This is a genomic window from Bradyrhizobium lablabi, assembly GCF_018129385.1.
Taxonomy (GTDB): Bacteria; Pseudomonadota; Alphaproteobacteria; order Rhizobiales; family Xanthobacteraceae; genus Bradyrhizobium; species Bradyrhizobium lablabi_C.
Genome location: NZ_JAFCLN010000019.1, coordinates 23,106 through 48,855, shown reverse-complemented (window position 1 = coordinate 48,855; position 25,750 = coordinate 23,106). Strand labels below are relative to the sequence as shown.

Annotated in this window: 25 protein-coding genes; 19 read left to right on the top strand and 6 right to left on the bottom strand. The window is 63.9% G+C overall.

Features of this window, described 5'->3' with window-relative positions; translation table 11 throughout:
- The gene (locus JQ628_RS27665) at window positions 1-2,031 is read right to left on the bottom strand and encodes an adenylate/guanylate cyclase domain-containing protein (protein WP_212227619.1); all 2,031 of its coding nucleotides are present in this window, start codon (window positions 2,029-2,031) and stop codon (window positions 1-3) included.
- Between the two features lie 171 nt (window positions 2,032-2,202).
- Between JQ628_RS27665 and JQ628_RS27660 the strand changes: the two genes are divergently transcribed.
- The 7 genes from JQ628_RS27660 to JQ628_RS27630 all read left to right on the top strand — a co-directional run bounded on the left by JQ628_RS27660 (window position 2,203) and on the right by JQ628_RS27630 (window position 8,616).
- Window positions 2,203-2,934 carry a cytochrome c biogenesis CcdA family protein gene (locus JQ628_RS27660; RefSeq protein ID WP_212227617.1) on the top strand — a complete coding sequence of 244 codons (732 nt, stop codon included), beginning with the start codon at window positions 2,203-2,205 and terminating at the stop codon, window positions 2,932-2,934.
- Window positions 2,935-3,078: 144 nt separating this feature from the next.
- Window positions 3,079-3,567, top strand: coding sequence for a DoxX family protein (locus tag JQ628_RS27655; RefSeq protein ID WP_212227615.1), 489 nt, complete (start codon window positions 3,079-3,081; stop codon window positions 3,565-3,567).
- A gap of 78 nt (window positions 3,568-3,645) precedes the next feature.
- The gene (gene bufA2, locus JQ628_RS27650) at window positions 3,646-3,903 is read left to right on the top strand and encodes a BufA2 family periplasmic bufferin-type metallophore (RefSeq protein WP_212227613.1); all 258 of its coding nucleotides are present in this window, start codon (window positions 3,646-3,648) and stop codon (window positions 3,901-3,903) included.
- Window positions 3,904-4,012: 109 nt separating this feature from the next.
- Complete coding sequence (bufB, locus tag JQ628_RS27645) at window positions 4,013-4,885, top strand: MNIO family bufferin maturase (RefSeq protein WP_212227823.1); 873 nt, start codon at window positions 4,013-4,015, stop codon at window positions 4,883-4,885.
- A complete protein-coding gene (locus JQ628_RS27640; protein ID WP_212227611.1) occupies window positions 4,882-5,664 on the top strand; it encodes an HvfC/BufC N-terminal domain-containing protein in 783 nt (260 codons plus the stop codon). The genes bufB and JQ628_RS27640 overlap by 4 nt, the downstream gene beginning before the upstream one ends.
- A 206-nt stretch (window positions 5,665-5,870) precedes the next feature.
- Entirely contained in the window at window positions 5,871-6,860 is a 990-nt protein-coding gene (locus JQ628_RS27635; protein WP_249128518.1) for a hypothetical protein, read from the top strand.
- A gap of 79 nt (window positions 6,861-6,939) precedes the next feature.
- Window positions 6,940-8,616: a SulP family inorganic anion transporter gene (locus JQ628_RS27630; protein ID WP_212227609.1), complete on the top strand. Its 1,677-nt coding sequence runs from the start codon at window positions 6,940-6,942 to the stop codon at window positions 8,614-8,616.
- Between the two features lie 22 nt (window positions 8,617-8,638).
- On the opposite strand, the gene JQ628_RS27625 is transcribed toward JQ628_RS27630, so the two are convergent.
- Together JQ628_RS27625 and JQ628_RS27620 are read right to left on the bottom strand one after the other, a co-directional pair.
- Window positions 8,639-9,022, bottom strand: coding sequence for a hypothetical protein (locus tag JQ628_RS27625; protein ID WP_212227607.1), 384 nt, complete (start codon window positions 9,020-9,022; stop codon window positions 8,639-8,641).
- Window positions 9,023-9,108: 86 nt separating this feature from the next.
- Window positions 9,109-10,149, bottom strand: a complete 1,041-nt coding sequence (locus tag JQ628_RS27620; RefSeq protein ID WP_249128516.1) for a Spy/CpxP family protein refolding chaperone — start codon at window positions 10,147-10,149, stop codon at window positions 9,109-9,111.
- Window positions 10,150-10,152: 3 nt separating this feature from the next.
- Between JQ628_RS27620 and JQ628_RS34630 the strand changes: the two genes are divergently transcribed.
- The gene (locus JQ628_RS34630) at window positions 10,153-10,512 is read left to right on the top strand and encodes a hypothetical protein (RefSeq protein WP_249128514.1); all 360 of its coding nucleotides are present in this window, start codon (window positions 10,153-10,155) and stop codon (window positions 10,510-10,512) included.
- Between the two features lie 59 nt (window positions 10,513-10,571).
- On the opposite strand, the gene JQ628_RS27615 is transcribed toward JQ628_RS34630, so the two are convergent.
- Window positions 10,572-11,990 (bottom strand): FAD-binding oxidoreductase, encoded by a 1,419-nt coding sequence (locus JQ628_RS27615; protein WP_212227603.1) that lies wholly within the window; start codon window positions 11,988-11,990, stop codon window positions 10,572-10,574.
- A 122-nt stretch (window positions 11,991-12,112) separates the two neighbouring features.
- On the opposite strand from JQ628_RS27615, the gene JQ628_RS27610 reads away from it, so the two are divergent.
- Window positions 12,113-12,598, top strand: a complete 486-nt coding sequence (locus JQ628_RS27610) for a thioesterase family protein (protein WP_212227820.1) — start codon at window positions 12,113-12,115, stop codon at window positions 12,596-12,598.
- Window positions 12,599-12,687: 89 nt separating this feature from the next.
- Here the strand turns inward: JQ628_RS27610 and JQ628_RS27605 are convergent, their stop codons facing one another.
- The gene (locus JQ628_RS27605) at window positions 12,688-12,861 is read right to left on the bottom strand and encodes a DUF1328 domain-containing protein (protein ID WP_212227601.1); all 174 of its coding nucleotides are present in this window, start codon (window positions 12,859-12,861) and stop codon (window positions 12,688-12,690) included.
- Between the two features lie 274 nt (window positions 12,862-13,135).
- Here JQ628_RS27605 and JQ628_RS27600 point away from each other — a divergent pair, with 274 nt between their 5' ends.
- The 8 genes from JQ628_RS27600 to JQ628_RS27565 all read left to right on the top strand — a co-directional run bounded on the left by JQ628_RS27600 (window position 13,136) and on the right by JQ628_RS27565 (window position 21,162).
- Window positions 13,136-15,739: an ATP-dependent helicase gene (locus tag JQ628_RS27600; RefSeq protein WP_212227599.1), complete on the top strand. Its 2,604-nt coding sequence runs from the start codon at window positions 13,136-13,138 to the stop codon at window positions 15,737-15,739.
- 65 nt (window positions 15,740-15,804) lie between these two features.
- On the top strand, window positions 15,805-16,218 hold the full coding sequence (locus tag JQ628_RS27595; protein WP_212227590.1) for a hypothetical protein: 414 nt from the start codon (window positions 15,805-15,807) through the stop codon (window positions 16,216-16,218).
- The gene (locus tag JQ628_RS27590) at window positions 16,215-16,883 is read left to right on the top strand and encodes an OmpA family protein (RefSeq protein ID WP_249128510.1); all 669 of its coding nucleotides are present in this window, start codon (window positions 16,215-16,217) and stop codon (window positions 16,881-16,883) included. The genes JQ628_RS27595 and JQ628_RS27590 overlap by 4 nt, the downstream gene beginning before the upstream one ends.
- Before the next feature lie 22 nt (window positions 16,884-16,905).
- Window positions 16,906-17,196, top strand: coding sequence for a type II toxin-antitoxin system HicB family antitoxin (locus tag JQ628_RS27585; RefSeq protein ID WP_212227588.1), 291 nt, complete (start codon window positions 16,906-16,908; stop codon window positions 17,194-17,196).
- 136 nt (window positions 17,197-17,332) lie between these two features.
- Window positions 17,333-18,256 (top strand): ABC transporter ATP-binding protein, encoded by a 924-nt coding sequence (locus tag JQ628_RS27580; protein ID WP_212227586.1) that lies wholly within the window; start codon window positions 17,333-17,335, stop codon window positions 18,254-18,256.
- Window positions 18,253-19,014: an ABC transporter permease gene (locus JQ628_RS27575; protein WP_212227584.1), complete on the top strand. Its 762-nt coding sequence runs from the start codon at window positions 18,253-18,255 to the stop codon at window positions 19,012-19,014. The genes JQ628_RS27580 and JQ628_RS27575 overlap by 4 nt, the downstream gene beginning before the upstream one ends.
- A gap of 238 nt (window positions 19,015-19,252) precedes the next feature.
- The gene (locus JQ628_RS27570) at window positions 19,253-20,065 is read left to right on the top strand and encodes a L,D-transpeptidase (RefSeq protein WP_212227582.1); all 813 of its coding nucleotides are present in this window, start codon (window positions 19,253-19,255) and stop codon (window positions 20,063-20,065) included.
- 275 nt (window positions 20,066-20,340) lie between these two features.
- Window positions 20,341-21,162: an alpha/beta hydrolase gene (locus JQ628_RS27565; protein WP_212227580.1), complete on the top strand. Its 822-nt coding sequence runs from the start codon at window positions 20,341-20,343 to the stop codon at window positions 21,160-21,162.
- A gap of 40 nt (window positions 21,163-21,202) precedes the next feature.
- Here JQ628_RS27565 and JQ628_RS27560 read toward each other — a convergent pair whose 3' ends face one another.
- Window positions 21,203-23,464, bottom strand: coding sequence for a spermidine synthase (locus JQ628_RS27560; RefSeq protein ID WP_212227578.1), 2,262 nt, complete (start codon window positions 23,462-23,464; stop codon window positions 21,203-21,205).
- 181 nt (window positions 23,465-23,645) lie between these two features.
- Here JQ628_RS27560 and JQ628_RS27555 point away from each other — a divergent pair, with 181 nt between their 5' ends.
- Entirely contained in the window at window positions 23,646-24,107 is a 462-nt protein-coding gene (locus JQ628_RS27555; protein WP_212227576.1) for a GFA family protein, read from the top strand.
- Window positions 24,108-24,137: 30 nt separating this feature from the next.
- Window positions 24,138-25,745, top strand: a complete 1,608-nt coding sequence (locus tag JQ628_RS27550) for a phytoene desaturase family protein (RefSeq protein WP_212227574.1) — start codon at window positions 24,138-24,140, stop codon at window positions 25,743-25,745.
- Window positions 25,746-25,750 lie beyond the last annotated feature (5 nt).

Sequence of the window (25,750 nt, the reverse complement as noted above, 5' to 3'; positions counted from 1 at the left end):
CTACTTCGTGCGCGCGATGGTCGTCCCGTCCCAGTCTTCACCGGCCGGATTTTCAAGCTGCTGCTTGCAACGCTCGATCATGAGGGCGGAAGCGGCATCGGACGGTCGCATCGCCGCCGCCTTCTCGAAATCGCCGATCGCGCGCGCGAACTCCCGCGCCCGCCACGAGGCGAGGCCGGCTTCATAAACCGCGACCCAGGCCTCGCAGTCACTTGCCTCACCTGCCATGCAGAGCAACTCGTAAATCTGCAAGCCGCCGGCGCGGCCATAGACCGCGAGCCGATCGAGTTCGCGCACGATGATGAGATCCCCCGCAAGGCGACGCGTCTCCGGGCCGATGATGATGGTGGACCCGTAGACCTTGTTGCTGCCTTCGAGCCGGCTCGCGATATTCACGGCATCGCCGATCACGGTGTAGTTCAGCCGCACTTCCGACCCGATATTGCCGACCAGCATGTCGCCGGAATTGATGCCGATGCGGATTTTCACCGGCTGACCATCGTCGCCGAGCAGGTCGGCCGCCTCGACCGCGCGCTGGCAGGCGAGCGCGGCGCGGCAGCAATCGACGGCATGATCGGGATTGGGCGCGGGCGCGCCCCAAAAGGCCATCACGGCATCGCCGATAAATTTGTCGATGGTGCCGTTATGCTGCTGGATCTGCGCGGAGACCGAATCGAAATAGCGCGACAGCAGCGGAATGATCCCCTCACCCAGCCGCTCCGACATGCCGGTGAAGCCGGCGAGATCGATGAACATCACGCTCATCGGCCGCACCGCGCCGCCGAGCCGCGCGCCGTTGCCGTCGCTGACCAGCCGCCGCACCAGATCCGCCGGAATGTATTTTCGGAACGCGGCGAGCCCCTGGGCCATGTCGCCGATCGCGCCGGACAGGTTTTCAATCTCGGTCAGCCGCGATGGATGACGCTGCACCTTGTCGAGATCGAAGCGCTCGACATGCCTTATCTCGCCCACCACCTTGATCAGCGGCGCCGCGATCAGCCGTTGCGCTAGCCATGCCGATAGCAGGCCGGCGAACACGATCAGCACCGCAAGGCCCATCAGCAGTTTCCGGATCGTCTCCTGCACCGGCCCTAAAAATTCCGATTCCGGCACGACCGTCACCAGCGACCAGCCCGGGAACGAGATCGGCGTCAACACCGTCTTGTAGGCCTTGCCGTCCCGGATAACCCCTGTGCTGAACGGCTGGGCGCCGTTCGCGTCATACGCGCTGCCTGCCTGGCGGATCGCGTCGACCGCGACCGGAAACAACGGCTGGTCGGTTTTCAACGGCGTGAGCTCGTCGGCGTTGGCGTCGGGCGCCGCGATCGCAGAACCATCGCGGTCGAGGATGAAGGCGCCGGCCGATTTTCCGACCGTGAGCTGCGACAGGAAGTTCGATACCCGCGTGAGCTCGATGATGACCGCGAGCACGCCTGCCCGCTCGCCGTCGATATCGATCGGCACGGCAAACGCCGCCGCGGGCCGTTCGCCGGTCGGATGCAGCGTCAGCGTCGACCAGAGATCCGAACCGCTGTACCACTCCTGTTCGGTGACCAGATATTTCGTGTCCTCGACGCGGCTCCCCCTGAGCTTGATGTCGCCGTCGACATAGTCGTATTGCTCGACCTTGAGCTTGCGGTCCGCGCCGATCTCGAGCGTTTCGACGCCGGCATCGCCGAGCTTGTGCGCGCCATAGAAGGTGCCGTCCGGCTTTCCGAACGCGACCCAGGAAATGGTGGGCTGGGCCTGTAGTTGCGACAGGAATACGAACTTGCGCCGCTTCGCATCGTCGACGTCGAGCACCTTTTCGGTGAGCAGCGCGCGTACCGCGATCGAGGCGGAGCGCGCCTCCGTCGTGATCGATTGCAATTGATCGCCGACCGCGGAAACGATCTGGTCGTTGATGGTGTCGGCCAGGGTCTGGCTGACCTGCGTGGCGGTGCGCCACCACAGCAAATTCACGCCGACCGCGCTGACGATGATCGACATCAGCACGAGGCCCGAGATAGCGCTGCGGATTCCGATACGCATTTCACCCTTGTGGCTGCGAATTCGCTACCGCGCAATACGGCTCACGTTGCGCTGCGTTACGCCGGACCCGCCGGTCCACACAGTTCTGTGACCTGTACCGCGGCAAAACTTCTGGAATGTTTCCTTCGTACAAGCCAATAGGATACGACTGATATCCTCCAGGGTTTTCTGATGCACGACGTTTCGATTCCGGCAGCCGCCCTCGCAGGGCTCATAAGCTTCTTGTCGCCCTGCGTGCTGCCGCTGGTGCCGCCCTATCTGGTCTACCTGACCGGCGCCACCGTCGAGCATGTCGCCAACGACCAGGATGTGAAGGCCTCCAAGCGGGCGGTGATGGGCGCGGCGCTGATGTTCGTGCTCGGCTTTTCCACCGTGTTCGTGGCGCTCGGGGCCAGCGCGTCCATTATCGGCGGCCTGATCCGCGCCTGGTCGGCGCAGCTATCGATCGTTGCCGGCATCGTCATCATCGTCATGGGCCTGCATTTCCTGGGGCTGACGCGGATCGGCCTGTTGATGCGCGAGGGACGGCTGACGGCACCGAAACCGGTCGGGCTGTGGGGCGCCTATGTGATGGGGCTAGCCTTTGCGTTCGGCTGGACGCCCTGTATCGGCCCGATCCTGGCGGCAATCCTTTCCGTGGCCGCGGCCGAGGCCACCGTCACCAAGGGCGCGATGCTGCTGGCGATCTATTCCGCAGGGCTCGGCATTCCCTTCCTGCTGGCCGCCGTTGCGGTCAAACAGTTCTCCTCGCTGTTTGCACGCATGAAGCACCATCTCCACAATGTCGAGCGGGCGATGGGCGTATTGATGGTGATCACCGGCATCGGATTTCTGACCGGTGCCGTCACCGGCGTCAGCATCTGGCTGCTGGAGACTTTTCCCGCGCTGCAAAATTTCGGTTAGCGCGAGAAATCCGCCAAGATCCCCGTAACAAGCGGGTCAGTTCCTCCGAAACTCCTCCCGGAACCGGCTTGACCCCGGTCCGCATCTTGTTCGCCTGACCGGCGGCGGCTGCGCACCGCTGACAATATTTGGAGGGGGTTATCCATGACTTTCATCGTCAATCTGCTGATCCTGCTGCCCGCCCGGATCGCCTCCTATTTTTCCTGGGCAGGCCCGCTGACCATGCGCCTGATCGTCGGTTACGTCTTCATGCTCAGCGGCTGGGGCAAGCTCAACAACCTGCCCCAGATCACCCAGAATTTTGTCGAGTGGGGCATCCTCTTCCCGAAGATCATGACGCCTTTTGTTTCGGGCGTTGAGTTCTTTGGCGGGATCATGCTGATCCTCGGCCTGTTCACCCGCATCCCCGCCGCAATGCTAGCTTTCACCATGCTGGTCGCGATCAAATCGGCAAAGTGGGAGGTCGTGGATTCGCTGGAGACCCTGCTCGGCTTCGAGGAGGCGACCTATTTCGCCAGCTTCCTGTGGCTCGCCATCGCCGGCCCCGGCGCGGCCTCCCTCGACCGGCTGCTGCTGAACGCAGCCAATAAAAAATCCGGTTTGCCGTGTAACCAAGTCCAATCCTATACGTAGCTTTCGCCGGGTGCAGTTTGCAGGCTCTCATGGCCGCATGCGGTGCACCTTATGGTACTCTTTATGGAGGAGACGATCATGAAGGTGACGACCAAGTCCGGTGCCGCCATCGCCGCCGCTGCCGCCACGTTGTTCCTAGCCGGCGCTACGGTTTCCAACGTGGCCTACGCCGCCGGCGAAGGCAAATGCATGGGCGCCAACGCATGCAAGGGCCAGAGCGCCTGCAAGGGCACCGCGAACGCATGCAAGGGCCTGAACGCGTGCAAGGGCCAGGGCTTTTCGGCCATGACCAAGGAAAAGTGCGACGCGGCCAAGGGCAAGTTCACGCCGTCTTGATCGTCTGCGTTCGGACCGGGGCCCGGTGTTCCGGGCCCCTCTTCCGTGATAGTTTTGGATCAAGCACGGCGCGAGCGAGCCCATGAACGTCGCAAGCAGATTGCCACATATGTCAGCGGCGCTTGCAGACCGTACTGCGCGCACGGCCAAGCCACCGTTCCTCGGCTTCGGCCTCGGGCTTCGCCATCAGCATTATGACGAAATCCTCGGCGGCAATCCGCCGATCGACTGGTTCGAGGTCATCAGCGAGAACTACATGCTGCCGGGCGGCCAGCCGCTGCGCGTGCTCGACCGGATTCGCGAGTGTTATCCGGTGGTGATGCACGGCGTATCGCTTTCCATCGCTTCCACCGCGTCGCCGAATTTCGATTACCTGCAAGCGCTGAAGGATCTGGCCCGCCGCGTCGAGCCGCAATGGGTGTCCGACCATCTGTGCTGGACCGGCGTGCACGGCAAGAACCTGCATGACCTGTTGCCGATCCCCTACACTGGCGAAGCGCTCGACCATGTCGTCAGCCGCGTGCAACTGGTGCAGGATTTTCTCGGCCGCGCCATCGTGCTGGAAAACGTCTCGACCTATGTGCAGTTCAGCAATTCCGAGATGACGGAATGGGAGTTTTTGTCGGAGCTCTCGCGCCGTTCCGGATGCTGGCTGCTGTTCGACGTCAACAACGTCTATGTCAGCGCCTTCAATCACGGCTACGACCCGCACACCTTCCTCAATGGCATTCCGGCCGATCGCGTCGTGCAATTCCACATGGCCGGCCACAGCCACATGGGCACGCATATCATCGACACCCACGATCATCCCGTCTGCGAGGACGTCTGGGATCTCTATGTTGCAGCGCTAAGACGTTTTGGCCGGGTTTCGACCATGATCGAGCGCGACGACAATATCCCGCCGCTCGATGAACTGCTCGTCGAGGTCAACCGCACCCGCGAAATAGCGGAACAAGTGCTGGCTGACCAGCCCGCAGCATGAGCGACCTTGCGCGCCAGCAGGCCGATTTCCAGCGCGGCATTTTGGGCGGCGACGATGAGGTGCTGGCGGAAATCCTCGACGGTCCCAGGGAGAAGCGCGAGACGCTGTATGGCGTCTACCGCTACGCCTACGGCTCGCGGCTGGTCGATGCTGTTCGCAACGATCACGAATTGCTGCATGCCTATCTCGGCGACGAGATGTTCGACGAGATGGGGCATGCCTATGTCAGGGCATATCCGTCCGAGCATCCGAACCTGCGCTGGTTCTCGCAAAACTTGCCGACATTTCTGAAGTCGACCACGCCGTACAGCGATCATCCCGTACTGTCCGATCTCGCCGCGCTGGAAAAGGCGCTCAACGACGCTTTTGATGGCAAGGATGGCGCCGTGTTGGCGCTGACCGATATGGCTGCCTTCGCGCCCGAAGTTTGGAACGATCTTCGTTTCACGCCGCATCCGACCGCCACGCGTCTCGACCTCTCCACCAACGCGTCCGCGATCTGGATGGCGCTGAAGAACGACGAAACGCTGCCGGACGCGGTCGCGCTGGAGGAGCCTTCGCGTGTTTTGGCCTGGCGCCAGGACAACACGCCGATGTTCCGCGAGCTCTCCGCGGAAGAAGCGATGATGTGGGACGAGGCCGCTGGCGGCGTTCCCTTTGGCGTGCTCTGCACCATGCTCGCGACCTATGACGATGCCGATGGCGCGGCGGCACGCGGCGCCGGCTATCTGCACGGCTGGATTTCGGCCGGGCTTTTGACGGGCGCCGCCATCAAATAGAACCCGGCTCTTCCGAACCGGGTTCTATGTTTTCCTTGACGCGTTTTCTTCACGCGAACCGGTCTCCACTTCGCTTGAAAACGCTATGTGCAGGAGTCGGCCATGCGCAGCCACGATCGCTTCGTCGAGCACATGACATGGGACGAAGTGCCGATCGGCATCCTCGCGGAACCGGCGGCAACTCAACCGACCCGAAGCGCCTTGCCATGAAAAGCAGCGCGATCACTCGCCGGGCCGCGCTTGCGGCGATCTCCGCATCGGCGCTGGCAAGTGCGCTTTCCATCCCTGCCGGCGCGCAATCCGACTTCATGCGCGGCGACCGCATGCCCTATGACGCGTTCGAACGGCTGCAAAAGATCGACATCGAGGTGCCCGGCGGCGTGATCCATGCCGGGTTTGCGCCCGGCGACCTCGCCTTGCCGCAGGAAAAAATTTTGGACTGGATCAGGATTTCGGCGAGAGCCGTCTCGACCTATTACGGCCGCTTCCCGGTCGCCGAGCTAAAGCTGCTGATCGTGCCGGTGAGCGGCCGGCGCGTGCGGGGCGGCACCACCTGGGGCTATCGCGGCGCCGCCATCCGCGTGCTGCTCGGGCGCGAAGCCAGCGAGGACGATTTACGCCGCGACTGGGTGATGGTGCACGAAATGGTGCATCTGGCGCTGCCCGACATGCCGGACCGTTACAGCTGGCTGTCCGAGGGACTTGCGGTCTATATCGAGCCGATCGCGCGGGTGCAGGCGGGCGACATGGCGGCGCGCGATATCTGGCAGGCGATGACGCGCGATATGCCCAAGGGTCTGCCGGAAGCGGGCGATCAGGGTCTCGACAATACGCCGACCTGGGGCCGCCGCTATTGGGGTGGCGCGATGTTCTGCCTGTTGGCTGATGTTGAAATTCACAAATTGACCGGCAACCGGCTTGGCCTACAGGACGCGATGCGCGGTGTGATCGCAGTCGGCGGCAACCATGAGAAGAACTGGCCGATTGAGCGCGTGCTTACCACTGCCGACAAGGCAGTCGGGCTCGACGTGATGACGCGCCTGCACCGCGAGATGGGTGACAAGCCCGTCACACCCAATCTCGACGATCTGTGGCGCGATCTCGGCTTGCGCCTGCGCGGCGAGGCGCTCGAATTCGATGACAGCGCACCGCTCGCCGCTATCCGCAAGGCGATCACGGCCACGCCGGCGAAATAAGGCTGCCCGGCACATCGCTGGATTTTTCTGCCGATGCTGGGATATTTTCAACAAAACAATAGCGGGAGCGATTGAACCGATGGCACAAGCAAGGCCGGAAAGCCAGTGGCCAATCTTTGGTTCGCTAAGTTCCTTTCGTCTGAGCTATCTGCCCGGCGATTTGATCGCGGGCCTGACGCTCGCCGCGATCGCCATTCCCGAGCAGATGGCGACCGCACGGCTCGGCGGTTTCTCGCCGCAGATCGGATTTTTCGCCTTCATCGCGGGCTCGGTCGGCTTTGCGATGTTCGGCGCCAACCGCTTTCTGTCCTGCGGCGCCGACTCTACCATCACGCCGATCTTTGCCGGCGGCCTGCTGTTGATGGCAGCTAGCGGCTCGGCGGACTATCAGGCGCTCGCGTTGGCGCTGTCGCTGATGGTCGGCGTGATCCTGATTGCGAGCAGCCTGTTGCGCCTGGGCTGGATCGCCAACCTGCTGTCGACGCCGGTGACCGTCGGCTTTCTCGCCGGCATTTCCGTGCACATCCTGGTGTCGCAACTGCCCGGCGTGCTCGGGCTGCCTGCGCCGGGCGGACCGATGCTCGATCGCCTTGCAACGCTCGCGCGGCATCTTGGCGAGGCGAATCCCTACACCATCGGCATCGGGCTCGGCGTACTGGCGGTGGTGGCGGCTTCGGAGATGATCAGTGCCAAAATTCCAGGTGCGCTGATCGGGCTGGTGGTTGCCACGTTGGCCGTGATTTCCGTCAATCTCGAAAGCAAGGGCGTCCATGTGATCGGCGCCGTCCCGGCGTCGCTGCCGACGCCGACATTTCCCGATATCGCGCCGGAGCGCTGGGCCAAGCTGGTGCCGCTGGCGCTGCTGATCGCCATCGTGGTGATGGTGCAAACCGCGGCGACGACGCGGTCGTTTCCCTCCGATCCCGAAAAGCCTGCCGATGTCGACCGCGATTTTCTCGGCGCCGGTGCCGGTAACGTGCTGGCCGGCCTGTTCGGCGCGTTTCCAGTCGATGCCAGCCCGCCGCGGACCGGCATCGTGTCCGAGACCGGTGGACGCACGCAGCTATCGAGCCTGATCGCGGCCGCGATCGTGCTGGCGCTGCTGGCGTTCGGCGCCACGCTGCTGCGCCATGTTCCCGATGCGGCGCTTGGCGGCGTGCTGCTGTTCGTGGCGATCCGGATCATCCGCTTCGGGCAGATCGTGACGGTGTTCCGGCAATCGATCCTCGAATTCTGGCTGATCGTCGCCACCGCCGCCGGGATCATTGTGCTGCCGATCGAACAGGGCGTCGCCGTCGGCATCGCGCTGTCGCTGCTGCACGGCATCTGGAGCAACACGCGGGCGAGGCTGGTGCCGTTCGAGCATGTGTCCGGCACCACCATCTGGTGGCCCGCCGGCGGGCAGACGGCCGGCGAGCAGGATCCCCGCATCGCGGTGGTCGGACTACAGGCGCCGCTGACCTTCCTCAATGCCGAGAATTTTCGCACCGATGTGCAGCAACTGCTCAAGCATGCAACGACAAAGCCAAAGCTGCTGGTGCTGGAAGCCAGCGGCATTCTGGAAATCGACTTTACGGCCGCGCAAGTCCTGCTCGATCTCTTCAGGGAAATCGACGCCGCCGGCGTCACCGTCGCGGTGGCCCGGCTCGAATCGACGCGAGCGCAGGAAGCATTCGAGCGGTTTCGGCTTTACGATGTCCTGCCGAGAGAACGGGTCTATCGCAGCGTCGACCAGGCTATCCGCGCGCTGGCCTGAACCGAACCATGATCCGGTCGCATCATTCCTTCAGCGAGGGATGGTTTTTCAGCACATCTTCCCGGATCGAACCGGTCCGGATCGCGCGCAGCAGCGGCCGCGCCGTCTTCTCATCGTTCGCGGTCATGCACAGCTCGATGATCTGGCGAACCGCCGCATCGCGCATCAGCTCGTCGGAGACTTTGATGGCGATTTCCATCGCCGCCCTGGCGGCGCGCTCGTAGCGCTCGATGTCGTGCTTGATCGTCTTGCCATCGCGGCCCGCGGCATCTGCGACCCGGTGCGCGCTGTCGGTGGCCGCACGGCAGATGACGCGGATCTTCTTGGCCGCCTCGATATCGCCGATCGCCTCCCCGATCGGTTCGTCCCAGACTTCCCTGGGCTTGCCCTTGCTGAAACGCCACATACGCCCTGCCCCAAAATTGCTGCAAGCATAAACGGCGCCGATCCAAATTGTGAACCGGCAGGACAGCAGATTCCTGCACCACCTCGCTATGCCGGCCGTGCCGGCCCGATCGCCTCGAATGCCGCCCGCTGCTCGTCGCTCAGCGTTGCGTAAAAATCCTCGAGCGCGGCGCGCACCTGCTTGACCGCCTGCAACATGGCATCGAGCCGTTTTGCGGCGGCGGCCATGCGCGCGGGCGGGGTGAGCGTCTGGCCGGCCGCCTGGCACGCCGCCTGCAATGCCTCGGAGGCGCGAGCGCTGGTGTCCTGTAGCACCTGTAACGTGGCCTTCTGGGTGTCGTTCGGATGAATCCTGGCCTCGATCTCGCTGGTCGGCCATTGCAGGGCTGCGGGTCCGGGCGCGCTACAGCTTTGCGTCACCGATCCGGCATCGCCGGGCGCCGACGATGCCTTGCGCTGGCTTTCGGCGAGCCCGTTGAGCCGCGCCTTCTGCTCGTCATCGAGCAGGCCGTAGAATCTCTCGAGACGCGGCTGGATCAGAGCCGTCGCCGAGATCATCGCCTCGACCCGCTGCTGCATGAGCGCAAGCCTTCCCGGCGCGGTCAGCATCGCCTGGGACGGACAGGCAATGCGGATGTTTTGCGCGGCCGTGAGCGAGGCCTGACCGAGTTCGGAAAGCGCGGCGAGCTGCGGCTCGGTGGGCTGGACCGCATCTGCGATCTGATCGACCGGCATCCCGGCAACCGTACGGCTGTCGTTGCCGCACATCTGGCCGATCGCCACCGGCCGGCCACGCCGGCGATCCCACTTCCGCTGCGGGAAATAGCCCGCGAGATCGTCATAACCGTAGGGCGGGAAGATTCCGGCATAGATGTCGCCGTAGCCATAGCCCCAGAAGCCGATGCCGTCGTCCCAGATGGCATAGTCATAAATGTCGTTGTAGGCGAACGGCCAGAACAGCGGGCCGACCCAGCCATATCCGCCATTGCCGTGGCGCCACCAGCCATTGCCGATCGCGCCGCCATGCCAGCCGGCGAGCGCAGCGGCGGCTGCGATCTGCGTGCGCGCCGCCGGATTGCTCAGGATCCTGCCATTGCGCAGAGCGCCGGGACGGGACAGCAAATTCATCGCATGGCGAGCCTGCCTCGGCGCGAGCGCGGCGTGGCGCATCTGGCCAAAATTCTGGTGACGTGCCGCAAAGCGCGGGCCGCCGAAATGCGCGCGTCCGAAGTGAGCGCGTCCGACCGAGTGGCGCGCAAATCCGCCGCGATGTCCGCGATGTCCGCCAAAGTGATGACCGCCGCCGTGTCCGCGGTGAAAACCGTGGCCATGTCCGCCGCCGTGGCCGTGACCGCCGCCGCGGCCTCCGCCGCCCTTGGCAATGGCATCACCAGCCAGCGCCACCAGGAGAGCAAGAACCGCAATTCCCAACGCGCGCCGAACCATGGCACCCTCCCTGCGGTCACGCCGCTCACATTGCAGCGGGAGTGATGACGCAGAAAGAGGGCAAAAGTTCCACGCGATGTGGGCGGAGCGAGGACGGCGGGATGCTACGCCGCCGGCACGATCTTGCCGGGATTGAAAATGTTCTGCGGGTCGAGCGCCGCCTTCAGCGCGCGCATGGCGTCGATCGCCTCCGGGCCGAGCTCGGCCTTGAGGTATTTCTGCTTGCCCTGGCCGATGCCGTGCTCACCGGTGCAGGTGCCGTCCATCGCCTGCGCGCGCTCGACCAGGCGATGCATGAATTCCTCGCCGCGCGCCATCTCGTCCGCGTCGTCGACGTCGCAGATCAATGAGCAATGGAAATTGCCGTCGCCGACATGGCCGACGATCGGCGAGAGCAAATTGAGGCGCTTCAGATCCTCTTCCGTCTCGGCGACGCAATCGGCCAGCCGCGAGATCGGCACGCACACGTCGGTAGCGACCACACCGGCGCCGGGACGCAACGCCTTCACCGACCAATAGGCATCGTGCCGCGCCTGCCAGAGTTTTGTGCGGTCTTCCGGCTTGGTGGTCCAGGTGAAATCGCCGCCGCCGCATTCCTTGGCGATCTCGCCGAAATTTTTGGACTGCTCGGCGACCTCGGCCTGGCTGCCGTGGAATTCCAGCAGCAGCAGCGGCGTTTCCGGCAGCGACAGTTTTGAATAGGAGTTGCAGCATTTGACTTGCGCCGCGTTGAGCAGCTCGATGCGCGCGACGGGAATGCCGGTCTGGATCGCCAGAATAGTGGCCTGGCAGGCGCCGCGCACGGTCTCGAACGAGCAGGCCGCGGCCGCGATCGTGTCGGGAATGCCGCGCAGCTTGATGGTAAGCTCGGAGATGATGCCGAGCGTGCCCTCGGCACCGACGAACAGATGCGTCAGGTCGTATCCGGCGGAAGACTTTTTCGCGCGGGTGCCTGTCGTGATGATCTCGCCATCGCCGCGCACCACTTTGAGCGCCAGCACATTGTCGCGCATGGTGCCGTAGCGCACCGCATTGGTGCCGGACGCGCGCGTCGAGGTCATGCCGCCGAGCGAGGCATCAGCGCCGGGATCGATCGGGAAGAACAATCCCTGGTCGCGCAGATGCTCGTTGAGCGCCTTGCGGGTGACGCCGGGCTGGATCACGCAATCCAGATCCTCGGCATGCACTTCGAGGATGCGGTTCATGTCGCGCAGGTCGATGCAGATGCCGCCGGCCGGCGCGTTGACCTGCCCCTCCAGCGAGGTGCCGGTGCCGAAGGCGATCACGGGCACGCGATGCTTTGCGCAGATCCGCACCACGTCCTGGATGTCGGCGGTTTCCTGCGCCATCACCACAGCGTCCGGCGGCTGCGTCGGCAGCCACGTGGTGGTATGGCCGTGCTGCTCGCGCACCGCCTGCGAGGTGACCAGCCGGTTGCCGAATCGCGCTGCCAGCGCGTCGATCGCGCCCTTGACCGCCTGCGGTTCCGGCCGCACCGGATTGTTCGTTATCGTCATCGCCACGCAAAATTCCTCCCGGCTTTGAGCGGACCGTGGCAAAGGTTATATGGGGGGTCAAGAGATCAGATCGCAGACGAGATGGACCGATGACGAGCGCGAACGCCGCCAATGTCAGCCTCCGGGATATGCCACTGCCGCCGGTGCCATTCCGCTCGTCCGTAATGCAGATCGAGCCCGGCTGGATCGACTATAACGGCCATCTCAACATGGCCTATTACAACGTCATGATGGACCGCGCGATCGACGAAATGTGGCTACAGCTCGGGATGGGGCCGGCCTACATGAAGGCGCGTCACGGCTCGAGTTTCACCGCCGAATGCCATGTGCGCTATGTCAGAGAAATCCATCTCGGCGACCCCGTGCAGGTCACCGTCTATCTGCTCGCCTCGGATGAAAAGCGCATTCACACGTTTGAGGAATTGCGTCACGCCACCGAGGGGTGGATCTCAGCCACTTCGGAAAATATGACGCTGCATATCGACATGAATGCGCGCAAGGTCGCGCCGTTTCCGCTGGATATTCAGGCCCGTGTTCGCGATGTGGTTAGTTCACACGCGGGCCTGCCGCGCCCCGAGGGCATCGGCCGCAAGGTGGCGATGCCCTCGAAGTAGTCGCGCATGATCCGGAAAAGTGGGTACCGGTTTTCCCTGCGACAAACGCGAAGCGTTTGCGCGGAGATCATGCGCCAATATGAGGCCCGCTAGACGTTTGACCGTCCACGAACGACGCCTACCACCGCCGAGATCAGGAACAGGATGATGGCGATGAAGAAGATCGCCTTGGCGATTTCGACGGACGCACCGGCGATGCCGCCAAAGCCCAATACGCCGGCGATCAGCGCAATGACCAGAAACGTTACGACCCAGCTCAACATGGCAAGTCCTCTCTGTCTCTTCTGTTCGGCGCCGAGCGCCGCGACTGGAGGAACAATCCGCCCCGGAAATGGAAGTTCCTGGCTTGAGATCAGCGAAAATTTGTCCTGAGAAGGGAACGAATCCGGCCGAGGACAAGGCCAAACGGGCCGCCAAAAGCAGCGCGATAAAACCTGTCAAATCAGCCGATCAGGCCCTATATGGCCAATAATCCCTGCTAAGAAGGCTCCCCTTCACCACCCTGCGGTGCCATCGTGGGGACGAGACGATTCGCAGATGACAGAGCCGAGCAAATTGCCGTTTCAGAGTGTGCCGGAGCACCAGCCCTCGCCGGGCGGGATTGCCGCGCGTGCCCGCGCCTCGGCCGCGCCGCAGTACCTGAACGGCCTCAATCCGGAACAGCGTGAAGCGGTCGAGACGCTCGACGGCCCCGTGCTGGTGCTGGCTGGCGCCGGCACCGGCAAGACGCGCGTGCTGACCACGCGCATCGCCCATATCCTGAGCCAGGGCCGCGCGCGGCCGCATGAAATCCTGTCCGTGACCTTCACCAACAAGGCCGCGCGCGAGATGAAGCTGCGGCTCGGCCAGATGCTCGGCCAGGCCGTGGAGGGCATGCCGTGGCTCGGCACCTTCCATTCCATCGGCGGCCGTATCCTGCGCTTCCATGCCGAGATGGCGCAGCTCAAGTCCAATTTCACCGTGCTCGATGTCGACGACCAGGTTCGGCTGCTGAAGCAGCTTTTGCAGGCCGAGAACATCGACGACAAGCGCTGGCCGGCGCGGATGCTGGCCGGGCTGATCGACGGCTGGAAAAACCGCGGGCTGACCCCATCGCAGGTGCCGGCGGGCGAAGCTGCTGTTTTCGCCAACGGCAAGGGTGGAAAGCTCTATGCGAGCTATCAGGAGCGGCTGAAGATTCTGAACGCCGCCGATTTCGGCGATCTGTTGCTCGAGAACATCCGCATCTTCCGCGAGCACGCCGACGTGCTGCGGCAGTATCAGAACCGCTTCAAGTTCATCCTGGTGGACGAATATCAGGACACCAATGTCGCGCAGTATCTGTGGCTGCGGCTGCTGTCGCAGATGCCGTCGAACTCCACCTCTCCCCGCTTGCGGGGAGAGGTCGGATTGCAAAGCAATCCGGGTGAGGGGGACTCTCCACGAATCGCGCCCGCGGAGAGAGCCCCTCACCCCGACCCTCTAAGAGCGAGCTCCGCTCGTCTCGACCCCGTAAAGGACGGGGGGAGGGAGAGGAGTGCTGCGGCGCCCTCCTCGCCCCTCAAAAACATCTGCTGCGTCGGCGACGACGATCAGTCGATCTATGGCTGGCGCGGCGCCGAGGTCGACAACATCCTGCGCTTCGAGCACGATTTCCCCGGCGCAAAGGTCATCCGCCTCGAGCGCAACTACCGCTCGACCGGCCACATCCTCGCCGCCGCCTCGCATCTGATCGCCTACAATGAGGGCCGGCTCGGCAAGACGCTGCGCACCGAGGACGAGGACGGCGAAAAGGTCACCGTCACCGGCTCCTGGGATTCCGAGGAAGAAGCCCGCGCCATCGGCGAGGAGATCGAGGAGCTACAGCGCGCCAAGGAAAACCTCAACGAGGTGGCGATCCTCGTGCGCGCCTCGTTCCAGATGCGTGAATTCGAAGACCGTTTTGTCACGCTCGGCCTGCCCTATCGCGTGATCGGCGGTCCGCGCTTCTATGAGCGCGCCGAAATCCGCGACGCGCTGGCTTACCTGCGCACCATCAATTCGCCCGCCGACGATCTCGCCTTCGAGCGCATCATCAACGTGCCCAAGCGCGGGCTGGGCGATGCCACCGTGCAGCTCCTGCATGACCACGCCCGCAAGCGCCGCATTCCGCTGTTCGAGGCAGCGCGCGCGGTGGTCGAAACCGACGAGCTGAAGCCGAAAGCGCGCGGCGCCTTGCGCGACCTCGTGTTGCAATTCGACCGCTGGCGCGCCCAGCGCGAGGTCACCGCGCACACCGAGCTTGCGGAAATCGTGCTGGACGAGAGCGGCTACACCGAGATGTGGCAGAAGGATCGCTCTGCGGACGCCGCCGGCCGGCTGGACAACCTGAAGGAACTGATCCGCTCGATGGAGGAGTTCGAGAACCTGCAAGGTTTTCTCGAGCACATCGCGCTGGTGATGGATCGCGAGGGCACCGCCGAGGAAGAGGCGGTGTCGCTGATGACGCTGCATTCGGCCAAGGGACTGGAATTCGACAACGTGTTCCTGCCCGGCTGGGAGGAAGGCCTGTTTCCGAGCCAGCGCACCCTCGACGAACAGGGCCGCGCCGGCCTCGAGGAAGAACGCCGCCTCGCCCATGTCGGCCTGACCCGCGCGCGCCGCCGCGCAAAAATCTACTTTGCGACCAACCGGCGCATCCACGGCACCTGGTCGACCACGATTCCTTCGCGCTTCCTCGACGAATTGCCGGCGCACAATGTCGAGATCACGGAATCCAAAGGCGGCTCCGGCTGGGGCGGCAGCGGCGGCTACGGCCCTTCCCGCTTCGACAATGTCGAATCCTTCGGCTCCAGCTACTCCACGCCGGGCTGGCAGCGTGCCCAGGCCAATCGCAACCGAAACCGGGGCGGCGGGGGCCAGGCTAGAGGCGGCTTTGACGAGGGACAGTCGTCCTATTCATCCGGCGGCTTCTCCCGCAACAAGCGCGGCCCTGTCGTGATCGAGGGCGAGCTGGTGGCCAAATCCACCGGCACCGTGTCGGAATTCTCGCTGGACGACCGCGTATTCCACCAGAAATTCGGCTACGGCCATGTCGTCAGGATCGACGGCAACAAGCTCACCATCGCCTTCGAAAAGGCCGGCGAGAAGAAGGTGGTGGATAGTTTTGTGGAGCGGGCGTGACACAGGGCCTCCCTGTGTCCTTCCGGCCCTTGACCATCGCCCAAATCCCCGGTTGAGATGTCCCCATGTTCCGGGGAGGGATTGTTCTGTTTGCCGCATTGCTGGCCGTGCCGTCTTTGGCGGCGGCGGAGACGATGAGCTTTGGCGATGCCGCAGCGATGCTGGCGAAGAATTGCGCGGCGGAGATCACCGCCAATTGCCGCGGCGTCAATCTGTATACCGACCGCATGAAGGAATGCCTCTCCCGCAACCAGGACGTGGCGTCGCCGCAATGCAAGGCGAACTACCTCGCAAGCTTTGAAGCGATCCAGAAGCGCATCGCCGCGCGCGTCACGGTGGCCAACGCCTGCACCCGCGAAATCGTCAAGATCTGCGGCGGCTCGACCAAGGAAACCAGCCGATCTGTCCCCTGCCTGATCACGGCGCAGGGCGTCAGCCGCAACTGCACCCAGGCCATGGTCGACGCGGGGTACAAATGATGCTGCCCGCGACGCGAAATTTTTGCGGGATCGGCATGGTGGCCGGCGCGCTGCTGCTGGCCGATGCGCTTCCCGCGCGGTCGCAGAGCGCCGTCACGCGGGACGAGATCATCGAAAAGCTCAACAAGTTCGAGAGCGCGCCTGATATCGACGTCCCGGCGCTGCGCCAGCAGGTGCTGGAGCGGTCGAAGGTGCGCTCGAAAACCGATCCGCCGCCGAACAAACGTCCGCTGATCGCGCCCGACCTGACCAAGCTGCCGACGGTCAATCTCGAATTCCAGTTCGACGTGGATACGCCGATCGTGCAGCCGGCCTCCTATCAGACGCTCGGCCGCCTCGCCGACGCGCTGGTGCATTCCAGCATGCTGCCCTATGGCGTTTTGATCGTCGGCCATACCGAGTCGAACGGAAGGCGCGAGAACAACGTCATCCTCAGCCAACGCCGCGCCGACGCGATCCGCGACATGCTGGTCAACACCTTCAAGATCGCCACCAAACGCGTGCAATCGGTGGGCCTCGGCGAGGAGCAGTTCATCGACCAAGCGCGCCCCACCGCGCCCGTGAACAACCAGATCCAGGTCGTCACCCTGATGAAAATGCCGGAGCCGGAACCGGCCAAGCCGGCGGCCCCGGCTGCGGCGAAATCGGCGAAGAAGAAAAAGTAGTCAAACGGTTCGAGGCTCGGACATGGCCCACTACGTCGCCATTATCGAGGACGCGGGACCGGACTACGCCGTTGGCGTGTGGTTCCCCGACCTGCCAGGCTGCATCTCCGCCGGCGACGATATCGACGAAGCGTTGCGTAACGCGGCCGAAGCCCTGGAGCTCCATGTTGAAGGCCTCAAGAGCGACGGCGAGCGGCTCCCGCGCCCCCGAACCCTGACCGAACTCAAGGCCGATCCCGAGGTCGCGGACGATCTCAAAACCTACATGGTTGCCTTGATCGAACTACCTGCCCGCGCGCACGCTGCAGAATAAATCTTTCCTCGATCCGGCCGATTGCGTAACGGATCACGCATTCCTATCTGATTTGTAATCGATCCCTCCCCCGCTGCGGCACGCGGACGCGCCTGCTGCCATCCCCCGCCATCCCGATCTCGACCTCCAAGCCGCCATGTCACCCATCATATCCGTCTCCGGCCTGTCGAAAGTCTACGGTTCCGGCTTCAAGGCGCTGAACAACATCAACCTCGACATCGCCAGAGGCGAGATTTTTGCGCTGCTGGGACCGAACGGCGCGGGCAAGACCACGCTGATCAGCATCGTCTGCGGCATCACCAATCCGAGCACCGGCAGCGTCACCGTCGGCGGCCATGACATCAACGGCGACTACCGCGCCGCCCGCTCGCTGATCGGGCTGGTGCCGCAGGAACTACATACCGACGCGTTCGAATCGGTGTGGGACACCGTCACCTTCAGCCGCGGCCTGTTCGGCAAGCCGAAGAACCCGGCGCATATCGAAAAGGTGCTGAAGGACCTTTCGCTCTGGGACAAGAAGGATTCGAAAATCATCACGCTGTCCGGCGGCATGAAGCGGCGCGTGATGATCGCAAAGGCGCTGTCGCACGAGCCGAAAATCCTGTTCCTGGACGAGCCGACCGCGGGCGTCGACGTCGAATTGCGCAAGGGCATGTGGGAAGTGGTGCGGGCGCTCCAGGCCTCGGGCGTCACCATCATCCTTACGACGCACTACATCGAGGAAGCCGAAGAGATGGCCGACCGCATCGGCGTCATCAACAAGGGCGAGATCATCCTGGTCGAGGACAAGGCCACCTTGATCCAGAAACTCGGCAGCAAGCGGCTGACGCTGGAATTGCAAGCCAAGCTGGATGAAATTCCGGCGGCACTAGCCCCCTACAACCTCGCCCTTGCCGAAGGCGGGCAGCAGATCACCTATCACTACGACACCAAGGGCGACCGGACCGGCATCACCAGCCTGCTGAGCGACCTGCGCACCGCGGGTATCCGCATCAGCGATCTCGATACCGAACAGTCTTCGCTCGAAGACATCTTCGTCAGCCTGGTGAAACGATCATGAACTGGCGAGCGATCCGCGCGATCTATCTGTTCGAAATGGCGCGCACCTGGCGTACGCTGCTGCAAAGCATCGTCTCGCCAGTCGTCTCCACCTCGCTGTATTTCGTGGTGTTCGGCGCCGCAATCGGCTCGCGCATCACCGAGGTCGAGGGGGTCAGCTACGGCACCTTCATCGTGCCGGGGCTCGTGATGCTGTCGGTGCTGACCCAGAGCATCGCCAACGCCTCGTTCGGCATCTATTTCCCAAAATTCGTCGGCACGATCTATGAAATCCTGTCCGCGCCGATTTCCTTTTTCGAGATCGTGATCGGCTATGTCGGCGCCGCCGCCACCAAATCGATCATCCTCGGCCTGATCATCCTCGCCACCGCCGCACTGTTCGTGCCACTGCACATCCATCATCCCCTGTGGATGTTGCTCTTCCTGGTGCTGACCGCCGTCACCTTCAGCCTGTTCGGCTTCATCATCGGCATCTGGGCCGACGGTTTCGAGAAGCTCCAGATGATCCCCATGCTGATCGTGACGCCGCTGACCTTCCTGGGCGGCAGCTTCTATTCCGTGAGCATGCTGCCCCCGGGATGGCAGGCCATCAGCATGCTCAATCCCGTGGTCTATCTGATCTCCGGCTTCCGCTGGAGCTTTTACGAGATCGCCGATGTCAGCGTGGCGCTGAGCGTCGGGATGACGGTCGGCTTCCTCGTCATCTGCATGGTCCTGGTGTGGTGGATCTTCAAAACCGGGTATCGGCTGCGGAATTGACGCGCGAAGGCGCGTCATTCCGGGCTCGCGCTTCACGCACGTCCCGGAATGACGGCGAAAATGAAGCTACTCGCGAAAAAGTCACCGCCGCCCGCCCCGCCAGCGCCTTGCTTGCGCCGCGCCTTTCATTAACGATCCCTGAGCAGGCTACTGGAACCAAGGTCGAAATCCGGGCATATTGAGTGCCGGGGACGTGGAGCCGCGGCGCTGCAAATAAGGCCCGGGAGGCCAAGGTCAGATGCGTTCCTTCTTCGTTGCGTTCACCGCCCTGCTGCTCGCCACCGGGGCCGCCCAGGCCAAAGTCGCCATCACCGTCGACAAGGACAACCAGCAGATGACCGTCGCGGTCGACGGCGTCGAGCGCTATCGCTGGCCGGTCTCGAGCGGGCTGCCGTCCTACGAGACGCCGAACGGCAGTTTCCGCGCCTTCCGCATGGAGGAGGACCACTACTCCAAGGAATTCGACGACGCGCCGATGCCGCATTCCATCTTCTTCACCAAGATAGGCCATGCGATCCACGGCACCGACTCGGCGAGCCGGCTCGGCAGCCCGGCCTCGCATGGCTGCGTGCGGCTGTCGCGCGCCAACGCGGCAACGCTCTACGCGCTGGTCCAGCAGCAGGGCGTGCTCAACACCACGGTGACGCTCACCGGCTCCTCGCAGGTGGCGCTGGCGCGCAATCCGCGGCGCGGCAATACCGCCGTCGCCCGCCGCGCCCCACAGCCGCAGTACGAGCAGCAATATGACAATGCCGGCGATCCCGTCGTGATCACGCCGCAAGGGCAGCGAGCTTACCCGCAGAGCGCCTATCCACAGAGCGCCTATCCGCAGGCCCGTGCCGATGACGGCTACATCTATCCCGCCGACGGCAGCTCCACCGAGCAGCGCTATCCGGCGCCGCCACGCCGCGTCTACGGCGCGCAGGCCTACCCGCAGCAACAATACTACGGTAATGGCGGCACCTATCAGGCGGCGCCGCAGGGCGGCTACTACCAGCAGCAGCCGCAGCCGTACTACCAGCAGCGCGGGCTGTTCAGCTCCCAGGACTAGCCGGCGGGCTCCGCTTTATCGCGCCGGCGCGCAGCCATCGCTGCGGGCCGGATGGGCGCCACGCGCCTGCTTCAACTGATTGTTATTGCATATCGACCCGCCTCCCGCCGGCGTGATCAAACGTGATTGCATCCGGTCACGCCTGTCATCCAACTGTAAGAAAACCCCGCCAATTATTCCGCCATGCGTCCGGCGAGGGTTTCCCTCTCCGCGACGCATCGGAGCCGAAACCCTTTCAGATTGCATCGCGCTCCGGGGTATTTCAGGGGGTTGGGATGAAACGCGGGTTTGCCGTTTTCGCGCTCTGCGCGCTGGCGCTTCTGGCCTATTTCACTGCGAGCAAATGGGCGATCAAGCACACGACACTGACCGTGGACGACATCCTGCGCGATGGACGTCCGGTCACCTTCGACGTCGCCGTGCGCCGCGACCGCGAGATGCAGGCGATGGCCGAAATGATCGAGCTGCCGGTGGCGATCCTCAGCCACGGCAACACCGTCAAGCACACCGAGTATTCCTTCCTCACCAATCTGTTTGCCAGCCGCGGCTATCTCGTCGCCAGCATCCAGCACGACCTCGACACCGACGGACCGATGGTGACCAAACAGGGCGAGGAATATGTCGGCCGGCGCCTGCACTACTCGCGCGGCACGTTCAACATCAAGTTCGCGATCGAGGAGATGAAGAAGCGCTATCCCAATGCCGACTATCGCCACCTCACCCTGATCGGCCATTCCAACGGCGGCGACATGTCGATGTTCTTCGCCAAGCAGCATCCCGAGCTGGTGAAGAAGGTCGTGACGCTGGACAATCTGCGGGTGCCGTTCGTCACCGACGGCAAGTTCAAGATCCTGTCCTTCCGCTCGAAGGATCCGCATTTCAAGCCCGATCCGGGCGTCATTCCGGACGACGACATCTGCGAGAAGGCCGGCATCAAGCTGGTCAAGACCGACTTCCAGCACAACGAGCTCAGCGATCGCGGGGCCGATCACGTCAAGTCGACCATCCAGGCGAGGGTCGAACAGTTCCTCGACGAAGATGACGGCGGGCCGACGGTACCGTTGCTGGCGGCATCCGTTCCGCCGGCGAAGAAGTGACGAAGCAAGAGGGGCCTCGGCCCCCCTTTTTCGTCAAGGCCTACTCCTCGCCCCGGCGCAGCCGGCGCCAGAGCGCACCGATGATATTGGAGTAATCGTCCGTCCAGACCCGCTGGTTGTCTTCCGGCTCTGTCAGCGCCCATTTATCGGATGACGCCAGGCTGCCGACATCGGCCTCCTCGCGCGCGGAGACCACGACCGTGGTCGAGAAGATGTATTCGTTGTCGCGTCCGGTATCCTCGCTATAGACCCAGCTCTTCATATCATTGGCATCGGCAATGCCGACGACGACGCTTTCCAGTTCCAGGTGCCGGTTGGACACGTGCATCACTACCGCGCCGTGCGGGGCCAGCTTGTCCTTGTAGATCTCCATCGCCTCTTCGGTGGCGAGATGGATCGGGATCGCGTCGGACGAATAGGCATCGACGATGATGACGTCATAGGTGCCGCTCGGCTCGCGCGCAAAGGTCAGCCGCGCATCGCCGATGACAGGCTTCAAGTTCGGCTCGCAGTTCTGGATGTAGGTGAAATATTTCGGGTCCTTTGCGGTATCGACCATGGTCTGGTCGATCTCGAAGAACTTCCAGTCTTCGCCGGGCTCGGAGGCGCAGGTAAGCGTGCCGGCGCCGAGCCCGATCACCGCCACCCGCAACGGCGCGCCCTTGCGCTCGCGCATCGCCGTGATCGCCTGACCGATGCCGCCGTCCTTGTGATAATAGGTGATCGGCTCCGGCCGGCCGGTGACCGGTGTGCCGTCGTCGTTCCGGAATTTCTCGGCGCCGTGGATCGTCGTGCCGTGCAGCAGCACGTGATACTGCCCGTTCGATGTCGTCTGGATCTTGTGAACGCCGAAGAAGCTGCGCACGGTTTCGACGCGTCCGTCGTCCGCGGGATAAGCGCGCAGCAGCACCAGCGCGACCGCGACGGTGGCAAAGATTTTCCAGCGGTTGGCATTGAGTGCCAGCGCGACGAGCGCCGCAAGGACGCCGACCGAGCCGATCGTCCAGACGCGATTGGCTTCGATCCAGGTAAAGATTTTCCCGGTGGTGAAGGTCGGCGCGATCAGCGCCACCGCTATGACGGCAAGCAGCGGCCAGTACCATTGGGTCCAGCGCGGCAAGCGCTCGTTTGCCGGCGGGCGGCATAGGGCGGCGAGCGCCAGCAGGATCGGATATTCCGCGATCCAGGAGAAGGTGTACGGCGCGATCAGGCCGGCAAAGAGACCACCGACCATGCCGCCGAACGACAGCGCGACATAGAAACCGGTGAGATATCTTGCCGGCGGGCGCGTGCGCGCGAGTTCGCCGTGGCAGGCCATCGCAATCACGAAGAAGCAGAGCTGGTGTCCGCCGAGCGTCAACAGCAGGTTCTGCTCACCGCCCACGGCCAACAGGATCACCACGCCGGCGATGGCGACCGGCTGGAGCAGCAGCATGATCCAATGCGGCAGCAGCGGCCGCGACTGGAACACCAGCACCCAGGTGAGCAGATACAGCGACAGCGGCAGTACCCAGAGCAGCGGCGCAGCGGCGACGTCGGTCGAGATATGCGCGGTGACCGCGATCAGGAGGCCTGACGGCACGGCGGCCAGGAAGATCCAGCGCGCGCGAACCAGCCATGACGGCGCGGGAGCGTCGACTTCGTTTTCCGGCATGTTGATCGTCGCCGCATTGGCGGGCGAACGCAGCAGCAGCGTGCCGCAGCCTGCTATCAAGAGGATCAGCAGGCCATAGCCGCCGGTCCAGATCAGGTTCTGGGTGCGCAGCGTGAACATCGGCTCCAGCAGGAACGGATAGGACAGCAGCGCCAAAAAACTGCCGATGTTCGAGGAGGCGTAGAGGAAATAGGGATCGGGGCCGTCAGGATGGCCGGTGCGGACGAACCAGGCCTGCAGCAGCGGGTTGTTGGCAGCCAGCGCGAAGAACGGCAGGCCGATCGAGACCGCGAACAGGCCGAGCAGCCAGAACGCGTAGCCTGAAGTGGGCGGCTCGCCCCAGCCGATCGCGATCGACAGCGGCAGCGTCAGCATCGCCACCGCGAGCAGCACGAGATGCACCACGACCGGGATGATCCGGTTGCGCAGCTTCATCAGATAATGCGCATAGGCGTAGCCGCCGAGCAGCAGCGACTGGAAAAACACCATCGCCACCGACCACACCGCCGGCGAGCCGCCGAGCCGCGGCAGCACCATCTTGGTGAACAGCGGCTGCACCGAGAACAGCAGCAGCGCGCTGACGAAGATCGCCAGCGTGTAGACGGCCAGCACCAGCCGGTTTCGCGAAGCGGACGGCTCAGAAATCATGAAAGCTCCGGCTTGAGCCCGGCTTGAGCCGGCAAGGAGTTCCGGCAGGGGACGCCAGAGGCGGCGAATTGAGCATATGAAAACATCAGGGGCAATGACGGATAAGACGCGTCATCGGTATTGTACTGTCGCGGCAGTAAAATTAATGAGTTCTGACCCTTGGTTCCTGCGAGGTTTGACGATGACCGGATCGAGCGATCGACTGACCGGCGGCTGCCAGTGTGGAGCGCTGCGTTACGAGTGGCTGGAGAAACCGACCCATTCGAGCGTCTGTTATTGCCGGATGTGCCAGAAGGCGTCCGGCCAGCCCTTCATGGGCTTGACCGGCGGTGAGCGAGAGAACTTGCGCTGGACGCGCGGCACATTGTCGATCTTCAAGAGCTCCAACATGGTCGAGCGCGGCTTCTGCCGCGATTGCGGTACGCCGCTGACGTACTCGTTCGTCAGCACCGGGCACGTCAGCGTCGCGATCAACAGTCTGGATGATCCCGAAGCAATGCCGCCAACCCGGCAGTTCGACATCGGGAGCAAGGTCTCATGGCTGGACGGCATTCATGCGTTGCGCGCGTCGACGGCCGACGATTGGCTCAAGGCCAAGGGTGCAACGATCGTCAGCTATCAACATCCGGACAAGCCGGATTGATTCGATCGATCACTCCTTCTTGAAGCGGACATGAACGAAACGGACGTCATCATCATCGGTGCGGGGCATAACGGCCTCACCTGCGCGGCCTATCTCGCGATGGCCGGGCTGCGGGTGAAGGTGGTCGAGCGCCGCAAGGTCGCCGGCGGCGCCGCGGTGACGGAAGAGTTTTGCCCGGGATTCCGCAACTCGGTGGCGGCCTATACGGTCAGCCTGCTCAATCCAAAAGTCGTTGCGGATTTGCGCCTCGCCGATCACGGCCTGCGCATCGTGGAGCGCCGCGCACAGAACTTTCTGCCCGCGCCTGACGGCAGCTACCTGCTCACCGGCGAAGGCCGTACGCGCGACTCCGTGGCAAGGCTAAGCGCAGCCGACGCCAACCGCATCGATGCCTTCTCGCGCGAACTGGAAGCCATCGCCGACGTGCTCCGGCAATTCGTATTGCGCGCGCCGCCGAACCTCGTCGAGGGTTTTGGCGCGACTGCGATCCGCGAAGCCTTCAACGCGCTCGGCACCGGCAACATTTTGCGAAAGCTCACGCTGGAGCAGCAGCGCAGCCTGCTCGACCTGTTCACGCGCTCCGCCGGCGAGATGCTGGACGAACGTTTTGAAAGCGATCTGGTCAAGGCGCTGTTCGGTTTCGATGCCATCGTCGGCAACTATGCCAGCCCCTACGCGGCGGGTTCTGCCTATGTGATGCTGCACCACGCCTTCGGCGAGGTGAACGGCAAGAAGGGCGTCTGGGGCCATGCCATCGGCGGCATGGGCGCGATCACGCAGGCGATGGCGCGCGCCGCTCGCGGGCGCGGCGCCGAAATCGAGCTCGATGCCGGCGTGCGCGAGGTGATCGTCGAGAACGACCGCGCCGTCGGCGTCGTCCTCGACAACGGCCAAACCGTCCGCGCAAAATATGTCGCCTCCAGCGTCAATCCAAAGCTGCTGTACACGCGGCTGGTGCCGGCGCAGGCGCTGGCGCCGGAATTTCTGGAACGCATCACGCGCTGGCGCAACGGCTCGGGCACGTTCCGGATGAACGTCGCGCTCGGCGCCCTGCCCTCGTTCAGCGCGCTGCCGGGCGACGGCGACCATCTCACCGCCGGCATCATCCTCGCCCCGAGCCTCGCCTATATGGATCGCGCCTGGCAGGATGCGCGCACCCATGGCTGGAGCCGCGAGCCCGTGATCGAGGTGCTGATCCCCTCCACGCTCGACGATACGCTGGCCCCCGCAGGCCAGCATGTCGCCAGCCTGTTCTGCCAGCATGTCGCGCCCGAACTGCCGGACGGCCAATCCTGGGACGACCACCGCGACGAGGTCGCCGATCTCATGATCGCGACCGTGGACAAATACGCCCCCGGCTTTGCAGCGAGCGTGATCGGCCGGCAGATGCTCTCCCCGCTCGATCTGGAGCGCCAGTTCGGCCTGCTGGGTGGGGATATCTTTCACGGCGCATTGACGCTGAACCAGCTTTTTTCCGCGCGCCCGATGCTGGGCCACGCCGACTATCGCGGGCCGCTGAAGGGCCTTTACCATTGCGGCAGCGGCGCCCATCCGGGCGGCGGTGTCACCGGCGCCCCCGGCCACAACGCCGCGCGCGTGATCCTTGCCGACCATCGCGCGCTGTTTACGGGGCGTTGATAAGC

Excerpts from the sequence above, each read along its gene's own strand:
- JQ628_RS27665 (WP_212227619.1), bottom strand. The coding sequence starts at position 2,031 with ATGCGTATCGGAATCCGCAGCGCTATCTCGGGCCTCGTGCTGATGTCG.
- JQ628_RS27660 (WP_212227617.1), top strand. The coding sequence starts at position 2,203 with ATGCACGACGTTTCGATTCCGGCAGCCGCCCTCGCAGGGCTCATAAGC.
- JQ628_RS27655 (WP_212227615.1), top strand. The coding sequence starts at position 3,079 with ATGACTTTCATCGTCAATCTGCTGATCCTGCTGCCCGCCCGGATCGCC.
- bufA2 (WP_212227613.1), top strand. The coding sequence starts at position 3,646 with ATGAAGGTGACGACCAAGTCCGGTGCCGCCATCGCCGCCGCTGCCGCC.
- bufB (WP_212227823.1), top strand. The coding sequence starts at position 4,013 with ATGTCAGCGGCGCTTGCAGACCGTACTGCGCGCACGGCCAAGCCACCG.
- JQ628_RS27640 (WP_212227611.1), top strand. The coding sequence starts at position 4,882 with ATGAGCGACCTTGCGCGCCAGCAGGCCGATTTCCAGCGCGGCATTTTG.
- JQ628_RS27635 (WP_249128518.1), top strand. The coding sequence starts at position 5,871 with ATGAAAAGCAGCGCGATCACTCGCCGGGCCGCGCTTGCGGCGATCTCC.
- JQ628_RS27630 (WP_212227609.1), top strand. The coding sequence starts at position 6,940 with ATGGCACAAGCAAGGCCGGAAAGCCAGTGGCCAATCTTTGGTTCGCTA.
- JQ628_RS27625 (WP_212227607.1), bottom strand. The coding sequence starts at position 9,022 with ATGTGGCGTTTCAGCAAGGGCAAGCCCAGGGAAGTCTGGGACGAACCG.
- JQ628_RS27620 (WP_249128516.1), bottom strand. The coding sequence starts at position 10,149 with ATGAATTTGCTGTCCCGTCCCGGCGCTCTGCGCAATGGCAGGATCCTG.
- JQ628_RS34630 (WP_249128514.1), top strand. The coding sequence starts at position 10,153 with ATGGCGAGCCTGCCTCGGCGCGAGCGCGGCGTGGCGCATCTGGCCAAA.
- JQ628_RS27610 (WP_212227820.1), top strand. The coding sequence starts at position 12,113 with ATGCCACTGCCGCCGGTGCCATTCCGCTCGTCCGTAATGCAGATCGAG.
- JQ628_RS27605 (WP_212227601.1), bottom strand. The coding sequence starts at position 12,861 with ATGTTGAGCTGGGTCGTAACGTTTCTGGTCATTGCGCTGATCGCCGGC.
- JQ628_RS27600 (WP_212227599.1), top strand. The coding sequence starts at position 13,136 with ATGACAGAGCCGAGCAAATTGCCGTTTCAGAGTGTGCCGGAGCACCAG.
- JQ628_RS27595 (WP_212227590.1), top strand. The coding sequence starts at position 15,805 with ATGTTCCGGGGAGGGATTGTTCTGTTTGCCGCATTGCTGGCCGTGCCG.
- JQ628_RS27590 (WP_249128510.1), top strand. The coding sequence starts at position 16,215 with ATGATGCTGCCCGCGACGCGAAATTTTTGCGGGATCGGCATGGTGGCC.
- JQ628_RS27585 (WP_212227588.1), top strand. The coding sequence starts at position 16,906 with ATGGCCCACTACGTCGCCATTATCGAGGACGCGGGACCGGACTACGCC.
- JQ628_RS27580 (WP_212227586.1), top strand. The coding sequence starts at position 17,333 with ATGTCACCCATCATATCCGTCTCCGGCCTGTCGAAAGTCTACGGTTCC.
- JQ628_RS27575 (WP_212227584.1), top strand. The coding sequence starts at position 18,253 with ATGAACTGGCGAGCGATCCGCGCGATCTATCTGTTCGAAATGGCGCGC.
- JQ628_RS27570 (WP_212227582.1), top strand. The coding sequence starts at position 19,253 with ATGCGTTCCTTCTTCGTTGCGTTCACCGCCCTGCTGCTCGCCACCGGG.
- JQ628_RS27565 (WP_212227580.1), top strand. The coding sequence starts at position 20,341 with ATGAAACGCGGGTTTGCCGTTTTCGCGCTCTGCGCGCTGGCGCTTCTG.
- JQ628_RS27560 (WP_212227578.1), bottom strand. The coding sequence starts at position 23,464 with ATGATTTCTGAGCCGTCCGCTTCGCGAAACCGGCTGGTGCTGGCCGTC.
- JQ628_RS27555 (WP_212227576.1), top strand. The coding sequence starts at position 23,646 with ATGACCGGATCGAGCGATCGACTGACCGGCGGCTGCCAGTGTGGAGCG.
- JQ628_RS27550 (WP_212227574.1), top strand. The coding sequence starts at position 24,138 with ATGAACGAAACGGACGTCATCATCATCGGTGCGGGGCATAACGGCCTC.